Genomic DNA, 15,870 nt, shown 5'->3' with positions numbered 1-15,870 from the left:
CTGCGGCCTCAGAACGTGTTTGCGATCTGTATGGGGATCGCGTTGGAGTGCAATCGGGATGAGTGGGTGGCCCAGTGCCCGCCGCATGGGCTTTGGCCCATGCAAGGGACTGGGGCGCCCAATCGCCCGATTTCACTCCAACCCTTCGGGCAAGTGCCTTTGCGGGCGGTCTGCGGCGTTGCGGCGCTTGTCCATAGCCGAGCTATGGACGGCGCACCGCGCCTTGCATCCCATCCCGCAAAGACACTTGCGCGACCCCATAGAGATCGTAAACACGTTCTCAGACAAAAGAGGCATGGACCAGCCCGCGCAGCGCGGCGGCCAGCTCGGGGTCGCTGGTCAGCGGTGCGGCCACTGCCTGCAGGCAGGCGGCGCGCGGCGCCAGGCCGGCGCGCACCAGTTGCGCGGCATGCATCAGCAGGCGGGTAGAGGCGCCCTCCTCCAGCCCGTCTTCGCGCAGGCGCCGGGTGCGCTGTGCCAGGGCCACCAGGCGCTGCGCCAGGTCGGCGTCGATGCCGCCCTCTTCCGCGACGATGGCGGCTTCGGTCGCCGCATCCGGGTAGTCGAAGGCCATGGCCGTGAAGCGCTGGCAGGTGGAAGGCTTCAATGCCTTGTGCCGGCCGTGGTAGCCGGGGTTGTAGCTGGCCACCAGCAAGAAATCCGGGTGCGCCTGCAGCAGTTCGCTGCGGCGCTCCAGCGGCAGCACGCGGCGCGTGTCGGCCAGCGGGTGCAGCACCACGACCGCATCGCTGCGCGCCTCGGCCAGTTCATCGAGGTAGCAGATGGCGCCATGGCGCGCGGCCAGGGCCAGCGGGCCGTCCTGCCAGCGCGTGCCTTCGGCATCCAGCAGCCAACGGCCGACCAGGTCGCCGGCGGTCAGGTCTTCATGGCAGGCCACGGTGACCAGCGGCCGGCCCAGGCGCCAAGCCATGTGCTCGACAAAGCGGGTTTTGCCGCAGCCGGTGGGGCCGGTCAGCAGCAGCGGCAGGCGGGCGGCGGCCGCGGCCTCGAAGCCGGCGACCTCGCCCGCCACCGGGCGGTAGCGCGGCTCGTGCGGCAGGCGCCAGCCGTCGAGCGGGTGCCCGCTGTCGTGCTGGGGCGCGGCGTTAGCGATGGCCCGCATCGGACGGGTTGGGAATACCCGCTATCGGGCATTCCTCGGTGCCGACCATGGGCCGCGTGATGGCCTCTACTGCCTTGCGCGTGCCCTCCGGGTCATTCACCCAGCGCGTGTAGAAGTCGTACGGGCAGGCAGCCACGCCCTTGTCGCCATCGCGTGAATTGATGGTGCCGGTGTAGCCGCGGTGCAGCAGCTTGAACAGGTGGTTCTCGGACTGGCCGTTCTTGCGGAAGTCGCGGATCAGGCTGGTTGACAGGGCTGCGTACTGCACGCCGTATTCCTCCTCGCCGCATTCGCCCAGGGTGCGGCCATCGAAGCCGATCAGCGCGCTGTGGCCAAAGTAGCTGTAGACGCCATCAAAGCCCGCCGCGTTGGCCACCGCCACATAGGTGTTGTTGGCAAAGGCCATGGCCTTGCTGATGAGGATCTGCTGCTCCTTGGCCGGGTACATGTAGCCCTGGCAGCGCACGATGAGCTCGGCGCCCTTCATGGCGCAGTCGCGCCAGATCTCGGGGTAGTTGCCGTCGTCGCAAATGATCAGGCTGATCTTCAGGCCCTTGGGGCCTTCGCTGACGTAGGTGCAGTTGCCGGGATACCAGCCCTCCACCGGCACCCAGGGCATGATCTTGCGGTACTTCTGCACGATCTCGCCCTGGTCGTTCATGAGGATCAGGGTGTTGTAGGGCGCCTTGTAGGGGTGCTCTTCATGGCGCTCGCCGGTGAGCGAGAACACGCCCCAGACCTTGGCCTTGCGGCAGGCCTCGGCAAAAATCGCCGTTTCTTCGCCGGGCACGGTGGCCGCCGTCTCGTACATCTCCTGGGCGTCGTACATGATGCCGTGGGTGCTGTACTCGGGGAAGATCACCAGGTCCATGCCGGGCAGGCCGGTCTTCATGCCGACCAGCATGTCGGCGATCTTGCGCGCGTTGTCCAGCACCTCGGCCTTGCTGTGCAGGCGCGGCATCTTGTAGTTGACGACGGCCACGCCGACCGTGTCCTTGCTGCTGGAAATATCACCGTGGATCATGTCGAATATCTCCGGATCAGTGGCTGATCATCCAGGGGCGTTTGGACGGGAAGGCTTTGGCGCCGCTGGGCGCTGTCACCGTCGCACCGCGCTTGCCCGTGCTGCAGCAGCCGCAGCCCGCAGGGTGGCGCAGACGCGCATAGTCCTTCGAGCTTTGGGGCTCATGCCGGGCCCGCTCGTTGGTCTCGATCGCGCTGCGGGTACTGCCCGCCAGCAGCGCCAGGCGCGGCGCGTGGGCAAACACCCGTGGCGAGGCCGCACCGCAGCCCGGGCAGTCGGCCGGCAGATCGCGCTGGCTGAGGCTGCGCAAGGCATCGAAGCCGCCGCAGTCCGGGCAGGCGTAGTCATAGGTGGGCATCGTTCTCCTTTGGCGCAAACGCATGGCGATGGGCCATTCTGGAGAGCGGGCGCTGGCGGGCGAATACGTCAAATGACGTAAGAACGTGTTTGCGATCTGTCTAACGCTGCTGATAGACCGGCAGGCCCGGGCGCGTTATGTTGTGCACCAACGCAAAAGCACGCCACCACCAATGAACGCCCCGACATCCGCCACAAGTCCCCAGGACCGCGACATCGTCGACCTGCTGGCGCTGGGCCTGTTCGTCTGCGATGCGCGGGGTGTCTATCTGCGCGTCAACCCCAGCTACGAGGCGCTGACCGGCTACCCGGCGCAGGAACTGGTCGGGCGCGCCCGCCTCACGCAGGTGCATGCGCTGCCGGAGCTGCAGCGCCGAGCCAGCGAACTGCCTTTTGCGCTGTCGCATGACCTGGAAGGGCAACTGGTGCTGACAGCCCGCACCGAACCCGCCGATTCCGCCAACCCCGCCCGCCCCTGGGCCTGCCGGCGCCGTGATGGCGCCACGCTGCAGGTCCAGCTGTCACTGGCCCGGCTGCCGCCAACCGAGACCGGCGCGGCCTGCTACCTGGGCGTGGTCACGCAGGAGCAGGCGGAGCACGCAGGCGCCCAGGCCCTGTGGCACGCGGGCTTCCAGGACAGTTCGACACAACTGCCCAACGCCATCTGGTGGCAGGAACGGGCTGCGCTCAGGCTGCAGCTTGCCCGGCAGCACCAGCGGCCGTGCAGCGTGCTGGTGCTGGAGATCGACCAGATGTCGCGCCTGCGCGACTCGCTGGGCGACGACTTGCTGGGCCGGGTGCTGCAGATGTTCGGCCACCGCATACGCAGCACCCTGGGGCCGGACACCGTGCTGGCCTCGCTCGGCGGCGGCCTGCTGGCCTGTGTGCTGGAGGGTGACACGCCCCAGATCGACGGCCAGCTCAGCAGCCTGCTGCGCCACCTGTCGCAGCCGCTGCAACTGCCCGACCGCAGCCTGCGCCTGACGGCCAGCATTGGCGCCTGCGCCTACCTGCCGGAGCGCGACCAGGCCGACGCGGGCGAGCTGCTGCACCGCGCGCGTGTGGCGCTGGGCACGGCCAAGACGGCCGGCGGCACGCAGTCGCGCTGGTTTCGCGGTGCCATGCAGGCCGAGGCCATGGACCGGCTGGAGCTGGAAGGCCTGCTGCGCCAGGCGCTGGAGAAGAAGCAGTTCAGTCTGGTGTTCCAGCCCCAGATGAACCTGGCCACCGGCCACATCCCGCTGATGGAGACCCTGCTGCGCTGGCAATGCCCCGGGCGCGGCGCGATCAGCCCCGCGGTCTTCATCCCGGTGGCCGAGGACATAGGCCTGATCCCGGCCATTGGCGAATGGGTGCTGCGCGAAGCCTGCCGCGAGGTCGGGCGCCTGCACCGCCTGCTGCGCGGCCAGCAGACGCCGGTGCCGCAGGTGGCAGTGAATGTGTCGGCGCGGCAATTGCTGCTGCCGGGGCTGATCGCCCTGGTGCAAAGCGCGCTGGAAGACGCCGGCCTGGAGCCCGCGCACCTGGAGATCGAGGTGACCGAAAGCGTGCTGGTAAGCGATGCCGAAGGCGCCCTGGCCACATTGGAAGGCCTGCGGCGGCTGGGCGTGGGGCTGGCGATCGATGACTTTGGCACCGGCTACTCCAGCTTCTCTTACCTCACGCAGTTCCCGTTCGACCGGCTGAAGATAGACCGCTCGCTGGTGATCAACATCGACCGGCCGGGCAAGGGCCAGGCCATCGTGTCGGCGATCCTGTCGCTGGCCCATGCGCTGGACATGCGGGTGACCGCCGAAGGCGTGGAAACCAACGAGCAGGCCGCGGCCCTGAAGGCCCTGCAGTGCGACGAGCTGCAGGGCTACTGGTTCTCGCGGCCGCTCACGCCCAAGGCGCTGGAGCGGGTGCTGAGGCAACTACTCAACCCCGTTCACCCTGAGCCGGTCGTTGGGCTGGCAGGTACAGAGCAGGGCTTCGACAAGCTCAGCCCGGACGGTTTGGGGACCTGAGTTAAGCAGCTTACTTGTCTGGCGACAGCGGCATGTCGATGCTGCCGTCCAGCATCTTGATCGGCCCGTTGGCGTTCGGGTTGATGTCGAAGTCGAAGATCTCGGTGGGCAGCCACAGCGTGGCGCAGGCGTTGGGCACGTCGACCACGCCGCTGATATGGCCCTGCACCGGCGCCGTGCCCAGGATCGAATAGGCCTGCGCGCCGCTGTAGCCGAACTTCTTCAGGTACTCGATGGCGTTCAGGCAGGCCTGGCGGTAGGCCACGTTCACGTCCAGGTAGTACTGCTTGCCGGCCTCGTCCACCGAGATGCCTTCGAAGATCAGGTAGTCCTTGTAGTTGGGCGTGACCGGGCTGGGCTTGAAGATCGGGTTCTTGATGCCGTACTTGGCCATGCCGCCCTTGATCAGGGTGACCTTCATGTGCACCCAGCCGGCCATTTCGATGGCGCCGCAGAAGGTGATCTCGCCATCGCCCTGGCTGAAGTGCAGGTCACCCACACTCAGGCCGGCGCCATCTACGTAGACCGGGAAGAACACCTTGGAGCCGCGCGACAAATCCTTGATGTCGCAGTTGCCGCCATGCTCGCGCGGCGGCACGGTGCGCGCGCCCTCGGCCGCCGCCTTGGCGCGGGCCTCGCCGGTCATCTTGCCCATGTGGGCGGTGCCGGCCGATGGCGGGTTGGCCAGGCCAGCGGTGGGGTCGGTGTCGATGAGCTTTTGTTCGCGCTCATTCCACAGATCCAGCATGGGCTTGTCGGGCAGGCAGCCGATCAGGCCCGGGTGGATCAGGCCGGCAAAGTTCACACCCGGGATGTGGCGCGAACTGGTGTACATGCCCTTGAAGTCCCAGATGGACTTTTGCGCCTGCGGGAAATGCTCGGTCAAAAAGCCGCCGCCGTTCTTCTTGCTGAAGAAGCCGTTGAAGCCCCACAGGCTGTCCTGCTTGGCGCCTATGTCGAGCAGGTCCACCACCAGCAGGTCGCCCGGCTCTGCGCCCTTCACGCCCACCGGGCCCGACAGGTAGTGCACCGTGGTCAGGTCGATGTCGCGCACGTCGTCGGCGCTGTCGTTGTTCTTGATGAAGCCACCGGTCCAGTCGAAGGTCTCGAGGATGAAGTCGTCGCCCGGGTTGACCCAGCAGGCCATCGGGATGTCCGGGTGCCAGCGGTTGTGGATGTTCTCGTTCTCGGTGGGCGACTTCGTCAGGTCGACCTTGATCAGGGTGTCGGTCATGCAATGCTCCTTATGGGTGGCCAGAGAAAGTGGTCAGACAGAGAGATAACTTTTGATGCGCTTGACGTCGGTGTTGGCGCGCGTGGTTTCGTGCACCAGCCGCCCGCCCTCGATCACGAACAGCCGGTCGGCCACGTCCATGGCGAAGGACAGCACCTGCTCCGAGACAACGATGGTGATCTGCCGCAGCTTGCGGATCTCGTTCAGCGCCTTGGCGATGTCCTTGATGATGGAAGGCTGGATGCCCTCGGTGGGCTCGTCCAGCAGCAGCACCTTGGGGTCGGTCACCAGCGCGCGGGCAATCGCCAGTTGCTGCTGCTGCCCGCCAGAGAGGTTGCCGCCCTTGCGCCGGCGCATGTCCCACAGCACCGGGAACAGCGCATAGATGTCTTCGGGAACGACCTTCTCCTTGGCGTTCTCCAGGCCGGTCTGTATGTTTTCTTCGACCGTGAGCGTGGGGAAGATCATGCGGCCCTGCGGCACATAGGCAATGCCCTTGGCAACGCGGCGAAAGCTCTCGTCTTTCGACACATCCTGGCCGGCGATGGCAATGCGCCCGCTCTTGCTTGGCAAGATGCCCATCAGGCTCTTGAACAGCGTGGTCTTGCCCATGCCGTTGCGGCCCATGATGGCCACGGTCTCGTTGGCCTGGCCGTCGAAAGAGACGCCGTGCAACGCCTCGCTCTGGCCGTAGGCGACAAACAGGTCTTCGACTTTCAGCATGGTGTTGCTCATCTCAATGACTCCGGCGTGTGCTTGGTGTTGTGAGCGTGTGCCCTGGCCACCGGGTACTCCCCTCCGCGAATGTCCTCCGGCCTGCGGCCTCCTCCTTGATTTCGCTGCGGGGAGCACCCGGTGCCCTGTGCACAAGGCGCGCTCTGCCTATGCGGCCGATCAGGCAGTGCTCTGACCGATCACGACGCTGGGCTGCCTTGCGCAGCGAAATCAAGGGGGAGCCCGAAGGGCGGAGGACATTCGCGGAGCAAGGCAGCCCGTCGGCGTGAGCGCGCCCTGAACGAAGAACGGAGAAGCAAGCCCTCATCTAGTGCCCCAGATAAACGTCGATGACCTTGGGGTCGGCCTGCACCTGCTCCATAGGCCCTTCGGCCAGGATCTTTCCCTGGTGCATGACGGTGACCTTGTGCGCGATGCGCTTGACGAACTCCATGTCGTGCTCGATCACGATCACTGCGCGGTTCTTGCAGATGCGCTGCAGCAGCTCGGCCGTCAGCTCGCGCTCGCGCGCGCTCATGCCGGCAATGGGCTCGTCCAGCATCAGCAGCTCGGGCTCCTGCATCAGCAGCATGCCGATCTCCAGCCACTGTTTCTGGCCGTGGGAGAGCAGGCCGGCCTCGGTGTCGAGCTTCTCGGCCAGGCCGATGTCCTCGGCCACCACCTGCACGCGCGCCTTGACCTCGTCGGTGCACTTGAAGGCCAGCGCGCCAAAGACCGAGCGGCCCGCGGGGTAGGACACCTCCAGGTTCTGGAACACCGACAGGTTCTCGTAGATGGAGGGCGTCTGGAACTTGCGGCCAATGCCCAGGCGCACGCGGCGGTGCTCGGCCATGCGGGTCAGCTCGGTGTTCATGAACTTGATGCTGCCGGCGCTGGCGCGCGTCTTGCCGCAGATCAGGTCCAGCAGCGTGGTCTTGCCCGCGCCGTTGGGGCCGATGATCACGCGCAGCTCGTTCTTGTCGACGTAGAGGTTCAGCGCGTCTATGGCCTTGAAGCCGTCGAAGGAGACGGTCAGGTCTTCCACTGCCAGGGCGAAGTCGGTATTGCTCATGCGGGTCTCCTGCGGGCTCAGGCGCCCTGGCCGCGTACGCTGGCGGGCAGCACGGGGTCTGCCTCCACCTCGGGGGCAGGGCTGGGCAAGGGCGCCGGTGGCGGCACGGCGGCGCGGCGCAGGGCCTCGCGGCGGCTCTTCCACCAGGGCACGACATGGCTCTCCCACAAACCGGCCAGCCCCATGGGGAAGGCCATGGTCACGCCGATGAAGAGCCCGGCCATCAGGAACAGCCACAGGTCGGGGAAGCTCTCCGAGAAGAAGGTCTTGCCGGCATTCACCAGCAGCGTGCCGTAGACCGCGCCGACCAGGCTCATGCGCCCGCCCACCGCCGCGTAGATCACCATCTCGATCGAGGGCACGATGCCGACGAAGCTCGGCGACATGAAGCCCACCTGCAGCGTGAACAGCGCGCCGCCAATGCCCGACAGCGCCGCCGCCAGGCAGAAGGTGAAGACCTTGAAGTTGGACACGTCGTAGCCCGAGAAGCGCACCCGGTCTTCCTTGTCGCGCATGGCCAGCAGCAGGGTGCCGAGCTTGCTGGTCTGCACCCAGCGGCACAGCAGCATGGCCGCCACCAGCAGCGCCACGCAGACGTAGTAGAGGATGTACTTGGCGCTGTCGGTGCGCGTGTCCCAACCCAGCAAGGTCTTCAGGTCGGTCATGCCGTTGACGCCGCCGGTATAGCCCTGCTGGCCGATGATGAGCACGGTGAGGATCAGCGCCACCGCCTGCGTGATGATGGCGAAGTAGACGCCGCCCACGCGGCGCTTGAACATGGCGTAGCTGACGATCCAGGCCAGCAGCGTGGGCACCACGATCACCGCCGCCAGCGAGAACGGCAGGCTCTTGAACGGCACCCAGAGGGCCGGCAGTTCGGTGATCTGGTTCCAGTCCATGAAGTCCGGGATGCCGGGCGTGGACTGGATCTTGGTGCTGATCGGGTCCGAGGCTTCGAGCTTCAAGAACATCGCCATCGCATAGCCGCCCAGGCCAAAGAACACGCCCTGCCCCAGGCTCAGCACGCCGCCATAGCCCCAGACCATCACCAGGCCGATGGCGACAAAGGCATAGGTCAGGTACTTGCCCACCAGGTTGAGCCGGAAGATGTCCAGCGACAGCGGCAGCACCACGGCCAGCAGCAGCACCAGCAGCAACATGCTGGCCAACTGGTAGCGCAGGACCCAGGACTTGATGAGGTTCATGCAGTTTCTCCGTCGTTCCGTGTGTTCAACGTCGCACCTTGCTGGCGAACAAGCCTTGTGGCCGAACCATCAGGATCAGCACGATCAGCGACAGCGTGATCACCTTGGCCATGGAGCCGGCCAGGAAGAACTCGGTGATCGACTGCGTCTGCGCAATGCCGAAAGCCGAGACCACGGTGCCCAGCAAGCTGGCCGCGCCACCAAAGGTGACGACCAGAAAGGAATCCACCAGGTAGAGCGAGCCAGACGTGGGCCCGGTCGAGCCAATGGTGGTGAAGGCCGCGCCGGCCACGCCGGCAATGCCGCAGCCAATGGCAAAGGTCAGGCGGTCGGTCTTCTTGGTGTCTATGCCGGCGGCATTGGCCATGACGCGGTTGCTGACCGTGGCGCGCACGCGCAGGCCCCAGCGGCTCTTGTGCAGCGCCAGCAGCACGCCGGCGGTGACCACGGCGGTAAGCGCCAGCACGAACATGCCGTTGATGGGAATGTCCAGCCCCTCATGCGGCGCCCACGAGCCCATCAGCCACTCGGGCAGCGTCGGGCTCACCTCCTTCGGGCCGATGAAGCTGCGAAACGACTGCTGCATGGCCAGGCTCACGCCCCAGGTGGCCAGCAGCGTGTCGAGCGGGCGCTTGTACAGGTGCCGGATCAGGCCCCACTCCACCAACCAGCCCGCCACAAACGCAAAGCCGAAGGCCGCCAGGATGGCGAGCGGAAAGTAATAGGGCAGCAGCCCCGGCGCATGCTCTGCCGCCAGCGTGGAGCCCAGGTAGATGGTGTAGGCGCCAATGGTCATGAACTCGCCATGCGCCATGTTGATCACGCCCATCTGGCCAAAGATGATGGCCAGGCCCAAGCCCATCAGCAGCAGCACCGCAAACAGGCTCAGGCCCGCAAAGCCCTGCATCAGGCCGATATTCATCAAGTCAGAAAGGCTCATAGCGCGGACTCCGGTGAAGGCATGGAGTGGTTCAAGTCAATGGCCCGCAGCCGCCTGCGGCGAGCAAAGCGAAGCCCGTTCGCAGGACACCGTGGAACCGGCTTTGCCGGGCCACTGGTGTCGCCCCCTGCAAGGGGGTGGGCGGCCACACGCAGTGGGCAAGCCTGGGGGTGTGCCTTATTGGTATCCCTTGGGGAAGGGATCGGGTTTGATGAGCTCAGGCGACTCCGACACCACCTTGAAGCTCGCGTCCGGCATGCCCATGGCGATGCGCGACTTGCTCCACAGGTGGTGGTTGGGATCGATCTTCACGTAGCCCTCGGGCGCGGTCTTCAGCTCGATGCCGGGCGATGCGGCCACCACCTTGTCGACGTCGAAGCTCTTGGCCTTTTCCACGGCGGCCTTCCACAGCCAGGGGCCGAGGTAGCCGGCCTGGGTCACGTCGCCAATGACGGCGTTGGCGCCGTACTTGGCCTTGAAGGCGGCGACGAACTTCTTGTTGTTCTCGTTGTCCAGGGTCTGGAAGTACTTCATGGACGAGTAGAAGCCCGCGAAGTTCTCGCCGCCCACGCCGGTCATCTCGTCTTCGGTCACGGCCAGGGTCACCAGCAGTTGCTTGTCGCCGGTGATGCCCGCCGCCTTCAAGGCCTTGTAGAAGGCCACGTTGGAGCCACCGACCACGGCGACGAACAGGCAATCGGGCTTTTGCAGCTTGATCTTGTTCATCAAGGAGCCGAAGTTGGTGCTGCCCAGCGGGTAGTACTCCTCGCCGACGATCTTGCCCTTCTGGAAGTTCTCGACGTGCTTGCGCGCGATCTTCATCGAGGTGCGCGGCCAGATGTAGTCCGAGCCGATCAGGAAGAAGGTCTTGGCTTTCTTCTCGTTCTTGGCCCAGTCCAGGCTGTAGAGGATTTGCTGGGTGGCTTCCTGGCCGGTGTAGATCACGTTCTTGGACTGCTCCAGGCCTTCGTAGAAGGTGGGGTAGTAGAGCAGGCCGTTTTCCTTCTCGAACACCGGCAGCACGGCCTTGCGCGAAGCGCTGGTCCAGCAGCCGAAGACGGCGGCGCAGTGGTCATTGATGAGCAGCTTCTTGGCCTTCTCGGCAAAGGTCGGCCAATCAGAGGCGCCGTCTTCCTTGATCACCTTGATCTTGCGGCCCAGCACGCCGCCTGCGGCATTGATCTGGTCGATGGCGAGCTGCTCGGCCTGGATGGCGCCGGTCTCCGAGATCGCCATGGTGCCGGTGGCCGAGTGCAGCTGGCCCACCGTCACCTCGGTATCGGTCACCGCCAGCTTGGTGGTGTTGACCTGGGCCGTGGCCTGCGCCGACGCCCAGGCCGGCAGGCCCGCCACCGATGCGGCCCCCAGCGCCTGCAGCAGGCGGCGGCGGCCCGTGTCCGCGGCCGAAGGATGTGGGTCGTCGTGGGCGTCGGAATGGTGCTTCATCAAGTCGCTCCTTGCAGCAGGCGGTTGGGTTGGGACGGCGGTGTGCCGCGCTGTTGCGAAGATTAGGGAAGACCCTTCCTGTGGCCCATACGTCAATTAACGTAGTGGTGGAGTTCGCAACGACTCACAGCTCCCCACACCGTTCGGGCTGAGCTTGTCGAAGCCCTGCCACGCATCACCAAGCCCAACGACCGCCTCAGGGCGAACGGGGGCTGAGTAGCTGGCCACGCCTCTTGGCACAGGGGCTTACCTTTTCATGGTACTATCGAATTGATAGCTAGAAGCCCTAGTCCACCCTGCGTTTCATCCACTTTTCTTCTAAATTTCCTGGCGTAAGCGGTGGCTGTGCATGCGCAGGCCAAGAACATTTCTTGCATGGCTTGGGGCATGACCTCCGCCCACCGCCCCGATCCGCAGGCTGCGCCGCAGACGATCTTTCGTTTTCGGCGCGACTACAACTCGTGGGTGGCCGACGAGACCATGGAGGACTACGCGCTGCGCTACACGCCCAAGAGCTTTCGGCGCTGGAGCGAGTTCCGCGTGGCCAATACCGCGTTTGGCTCGCTGTCTTTTCTGGCGCTGGAGGCGATTGGCGGCGCGATTGCGCTGAACTACGGCTTTGCCAATGCGATGTGGGCCATCCTCACGGTCGGGCTGGTGATCTTTCTCACCGGCCTGCCGATCAGCATCTACGCCGCGCGCTACGGCCTGGACATGGACCTGCTCACGCGTGGCGCGGGCTTTGGCTACCTGGGCTCGACCATCACCTCGCTGATCTACGCGGTGTTCACCTTCATCTTCTTCGCGCTGGAGGCGGCCATCATGGCGCTGGCGCTGCAGATGGTGGTGGACTGGCCGCTGGTGTGGTGCTACGTGCTGTCGTCGCTGGTGGTGCTGCCGCTGGCCATGCGCGGCATCACGCTGATCAGCCGGCTGCAGGCCTGGACGCAGCCGCTGTGGCTGTTCTTGCTGCTGCTGCCTTTTGTGTGGATTGGCCTGACGCAGCCGCAGCTCTACCGCGACTTCGCCAGCCTGTCGGGCCTGAAGAGCGGCAGCAGCGGCTTTGAGCCGCTGATGTTCGGCGCGGCGGCGGCGGTGATCTTCTCGCTGGTGGTGCAGATCGGCGAGCAGGTGGATTTCTTGCGCTTTCTGCCCGAGCGCACGCCGGCCAACCGCGTGCGCTGGTGGGCCGCGGTGCTGGTCGCCGGGCCGGGCTGGGTGGTGATGGGCATGCTCAAGATGGCGGGCGGCGCCTTCCTGGCGTTTGCGGCGCTGCAGTTCGAGGTGGGCACGCACCGAGCGGCCGAGCCCACGCAGATGTTCCTGGCCGGCTTCACCGAGGCCGTGGGCCGGCCCGGGCTGGCGGTGCTGATGACGGTGGTGTTCGTCGTCGTATCGCAGATCAAGATCAACCTCACCAACGCCTATGCCGGCTCGCTGGCCTGGTCCAACTTCTTCGCGCGGGTCACGCGCAGCCACCCCGGGCGCGTGGTATGGCTGGTGTTCAACGTGGGCATTGCCACGCTCTTGATGACGCTGGGCGTGTTTGGCGCGCTGGAGAAAGTGCTGGCGGTCTACAGCAACGTGGCCATCGCCTGGGTGGGCGCGCTGGTGGCCGACCTGGTCATCAACAAGCCGCTGGGCCTGTCACCACCGGGCATAGAGTTTCGCCGCGCGCACCTGTACGACTTCAACCCGGTGGGCCTGGGCGCCATGCTGCCCGCCGCCATCGTTGCCTGCTGCGCGCATGCGGGTTTGCTGGGCGAGGTGGCGGCTGCCTTCTCGCCCTTTATCGCGCTGGCGCTGTCGATGGCGCTGGCGCCGCTGCTGGCCTGGGCCACCAAGGGCCGCTACTACCTGGCGCGCCAACCCGACACCACCTGGCAGCCCGGCGAGAGCGTGCGCTGCGCCGTGTGCGAGAACCAGTTCGAGTCCGAAGACATGGCGCGCTGCCCGGCCTATGCGGCGCCGATCTGCTCGCTTTGCTGCTCGCTGGAATCGCGCTGCCACGACCGCTGCAAGACCGGCTCGCGCGCGTCCGAGCAGTTGCGCGCGGTGGCGGCCTTTTTGCTGCCGCGCAGTTGGGCGCTGAAGGTCAACTTTCGCCTGGGGCAGTACCTGGTGGTGCTGGTGTCGCTGTGCGCGGTGATGGCCTTTCTGGTCGGCGTGGTCTATGTGCAAGAGGGCCTGGACACGCCCGCGCAGTTTCTGCGCATGCCCTTCCTGAAGGTGTTTGCGCTGCTGGCCCTGCTGGCTGCGGTGTGTGCCTGGTGGGTGGTGCTGAGCACCGACAGCCGCCGCCTGGCGCAGGACGAGTCCGAGCGCCAGACCCAGCTGCTGCTGCAAGAAATCGAAGCCCACAAGCGCACCGACGCCGAGCTGCAGGCCGCCAAGGACCAGGCCGACTCGGCCAACCAGGCCAAGACCCGCTACGTGGCCGGCATGACGCACGAGCTGCGCTCGCCGCTCAACAGCATCCTGGGCTACACCCAGATCCTGCTGAAGAACCCGCAGACCGATGGCTGGATGCGCGAGACCCTGGGCACCATGCAGCACAGTGGGCAGCACATGCACGCGCTGATCGATGGCTCTTTGGAGCTGGCTCGCATCGAGGCCGGCCGCCTGCGCCTGGACCCGGCGCCGCTGCCGCTGGCCGAGCTGCTGGCCGACGTCGAAGGCATGCTGCGCCCGCAGGCCGAGGCCAAGGGCCTGCGCTTCACGGTGCAGATCGAGGGCGCCGCGCCCGAATGGATACGCGCCGACGCCAAGCGCCTGCGCCAGATCCTGATCAACCTGCTGGCCAATGCGGTGCGCTTCACCGACCAGGGCGAGGTGCGGCTGCGGCTGGACTTTACGCACCACGTATCGCGCATCGAGGTGATAGACACCGGCATCGGCATTGCGCCGCAGGACCAGGAGCGCATCTTCCTGCCCTTCGAGCGCGGCAGCGCCGGCCGCCGCGCCAGCGAAACCGGCACCGGCCTGGGCCTGACCATCACGCACCTGCTGACCCAGCTCATGGGCGGCGAGCTGTCGGTGGCCAGCACGCCCGGCCAGGGCAGCACCTTCACCGTGCGGCTGTACTTGGCCAGCATCACCCCCGACCCGGCGCACCTGCCGCTGCGCGCCGTGGCGCTGCGCCCGGTGATCGGCTACCTGGCGCCGCGCCGCACCCTGCTGGTGGTGGACGACCAGCCGCTGCAGCGCCAATTGCTGGCCGCGCTGCTGGTGCCGCTGGGCTTTGAGGTGCGCGAGGCCGCCAGCGGCCGCGAGTGCCTGGAGATCGTCCAGCACGAGCCGCCCGACCTGGTGCTGCTCGACATCACCATGGACGACCTCGACGGCTGGCAGACCGTGGAACTGCTGCGCAAACTGCTGCCGGCCACCGCGCTGCCGGTGGTTTTTGTCTCGGCCAACCTGTTTGACCAGCAGCCCGAGCGCATGGCCGCGCTGCAGTGCCAGGGCTTTGTCGGCAAGCCGGTGATCGAGTCTGAATTACTGGACGCGCTGGAGCACGCGCTGCAACTGGAATGGGTGCGCGACAACACGCCGCTGTCGCTGGCCGCGCCGCCGCCCGCCACAACGGCCCACCCCATGCTGCTGCCCGAAGACCTGCGCGAAGACCTGGTGCGCCTGGCGCGCCAGGGCCAGGCCGCCGCGCTGCGCGAGCGCCTGCGCCAGGCGCACGGCGTGCTGCCCACGCACGCCGCGGCCCTGCACCTGCTGCAGGCCTGCGCCGACCGCTTCGACTTCCAGGCCCTGGCCGACCATCTGCGAGAACCCGAAGAACATGCTCCCAGTCCTTGAACCCATCACCCCGCGCGTCATCCTGGTGGTGGACGACGCGCTCGACACCCTGCGCATGCTCAGCGACGCGCTGGCCGCCGAAGGCTATGCCGTGCTGGCCGCGCGCGACGCGCAAGAGGCGCTGCAGCGCTTCGAGATCACCGTGCCCGACGGCGTGCTGCTGGACGCGGTCATGCCCGGCATGGACGGCTTCGCGCTGTGCCGCCACTTGAAGGCCACGCCGCCCTGGTCGCATGTGCCGGTGCTGTTCATGACCGGCCTGTCGGACACCGAGCAGATCCTGCACGGCTTTGCCAGCGGCGGCGTCGACTACGTGGTGAAACCGCTGCGCATCCCCGAGGTGCTGGCGCGCCTGGCCACCCACGTGCGCAACGCCCAGGCCACGCGCCAGGCGCGCGCGGCGGTAGACGTGGCCGGCATGGGCGCCGTGGTGCTGGATGGCCAGGGCCGCGTCGCCTGGCGCTCGCCGCAGGCCACGCGCTGGCTCGACAGCCTGTTTGGCGCCGCCGCCGCAGAAGACGGCGCCGCCTGGCTGCAATCGGTCACGGCCGCCGGCGAAGTGCAGGCCGCCCTGCCCGACGGCCGCCAACTGGTGGCGCGCCACATGGGCCAAAGCGGCTTCTCTGAAGCCATGCTGCTGCTGCACACGGCCCCCGCCAGCACCGCTGCGCCGCGCCGCCCCAACGTGCCCCTGACCCCGCGCGAGGCCGAGGTGCTGTCCTGGCTGGCCAAGGGCAAGACCAACCGCGACATCGCCGACATCCTGGGCATGAGCCCGCGCACGGTCAACAAGCACCTGGAGCACATCTTCGAGAAGCTGGGCGTGGAGACCCGCACCGCCGCCGCCGCGCTGGCCGGGCAGATGCTGCCGGCGGGCTGAAACCGGCCCACTACCAAATATATAGCTAATAGCCCAGGCAGGGCCTGGGCTAGAGGCCTATT

General features: G+C 66.7%; 12 protein-coding genes. 3 read left to right on the top strand and 9 right to left on the bottom strand.

Going from position 1 to position 15,870, the window contains the following annotated elements:
• Window positions 1-280 precede the first annotated feature (280 nt).
• Genes AAFF27_01820 through AAFF27_01810 form a run of 3 tightly spaced genes read right to left on the bottom strand, consistent with a single transcriptional unit; the run spans window position 281 to window position 2,505 of the window.
• Entirely contained in the window at window positions 281-1,123 is an 843-nt protein-coding gene (locus AAFF27_01820; protein ID XAH23948.1) for a CbbQ/NirQ/NorQ/GpvN family protein, read from the bottom strand.
• On the bottom strand, window positions 1,107-2,147 hold the full coding sequence (locus AAFF27_01815; protein ID XAH23947.1) for an aliphatic amidase: 1,041 nt from the start codon (window positions 2,145-2,147) through the stop codon (window positions 1,107-1,109). Before AAFF27_01815 ends, AAFF27_01820 begins: the two co-directional genes overlap by 17 nt.
• 16 nt (window positions 2,148-2,163) lie before the next feature.
• Entirely contained in the window at window positions 2,164-2,505 is a 342-nt protein-coding gene (locus AAFF27_01810; GenBank protein ID XAH23946.1) for a zinc ribbon domain-containing protein, read from the bottom strand.
• A 172-nt stretch (window positions 2,506-2,677) separates the two neighbouring features.
• Between AAFF27_01810 and AAFF27_01805 the strand changes: the two genes are divergently transcribed.
• On the top strand, window positions 2,678-4,510 hold the full coding sequence (locus AAFF27_01805; GenBank protein XAH23945.1) for a bifunctional diguanylate cyclase/phosphodiesterase: 1,833 nt from the start codon (window positions 2,678-2,680) through the stop codon (window positions 4,508-4,510).
• A 10-nt stretch (window positions 4,511-4,520) separates the two neighbouring features.
• Here the strand turns inward: AAFF27_01805 and fmdA are convergent, their stop codons facing one another.
• From fmdA to urtA, 6 genes are all read right to left on the bottom strand, one after another.
• Window positions 4,521-5,744 (bottom strand): formamidase, encoded by a 1,224-nt coding sequence (fmdA, locus tag AAFF27_01800; GenBank protein ID XAH23944.1) that lies wholly within the window; start codon window positions 5,742-5,744, stop codon window positions 4,521-4,523.
• Between the two features lie 33 nt (window positions 5,745-5,777).
• Window positions 5,778-6,467, bottom strand: coding sequence for an urea ABC transporter ATP-binding subunit UrtE (urtE, locus tag AAFF27_01795; protein ID XAH26363.1), 690 nt, complete (start codon window positions 6,465-6,467; stop codon window positions 5,778-5,780).
• A 319-nt stretch (window positions 6,468-6,786) separates the two neighbouring features.
• Window positions 6,787-7,530: an urea ABC transporter ATP-binding protein UrtD gene (gene urtD, locus AAFF27_01790; protein ID XAH23943.1), complete on the bottom strand. Its 744-nt coding sequence runs from the start codon at window positions 7,528-7,530 to the stop codon at window positions 6,787-6,789.
• A gap of 17 nt (window positions 7,531-7,547) precedes the next feature.
• Entirely contained in the window at window positions 7,548-8,735 is a 1,188-nt protein-coding gene (gene urtC / locus AAFF27_01785; GenBank protein ID XAH23942.1) for an urea ABC transporter permease subunit UrtC, read from the bottom strand.
• A 25-nt stretch (window positions 8,736-8,760) separates the two neighbouring features.
• A complete protein-coding gene (gene urtB / locus AAFF27_01780) occupies window positions 8,761-9,675 on the bottom strand; it encodes an urea ABC transporter permease subunit UrtB (GenBank protein ID XAH23941.1) in 915 nt (304 codons plus the stop codon).
• 177 nt (window positions 9,676-9,852) lie between these two features.
• Complete coding sequence (urtA, locus tag AAFF27_01775; GenBank protein ID XAH23940.1) at window positions 9,853-11,121, bottom strand: urea ABC transporter substrate-binding protein; 1,269 nt, start codon at window positions 11,119-11,121, stop codon at window positions 9,853-9,855.
• Between the two features lie 387 nt (window positions 11,122-11,508).
• Here urtA and AAFF27_01770 point away from each other — a divergent pair, with 387 nt between their 5' ends.
• A complete protein-coding gene (locus tag AAFF27_01770; GenBank protein XAH23939.1) occupies window positions 11,509-14,928 on the top strand; it encodes an ATP-binding protein in 3,420 nt (1,139 codons plus the stop codon).
• Window positions 14,912-15,808, top strand: coding sequence for a response regulator (locus AAFF27_01765; GenBank protein ID XAH23938.1), 897 nt, complete (start codon window positions 14,912-14,914; stop codon window positions 15,806-15,808). The genes AAFF27_01770 and AAFF27_01765 overlap by 17 nt, the downstream gene beginning before the upstream one ends.
• Window positions 15,809-15,870 lie beyond the last annotated feature (62 nt).

Source organism: Xylophilus sp. GW821-FHT01B05 (assembly GCA_038961845.1).
In the GTDB taxonomy this organism is placed as follows: Bacteria; Pseudomonadota; Gammaproteobacteria; order Burkholderiales; family Burkholderiaceae_C; genus Xylophilus.
The sequence above is the reverse complement of the archived record's forward strand: the minus strand, read 5'-3'. Positions and strand labels throughout refer to the sequence as shown.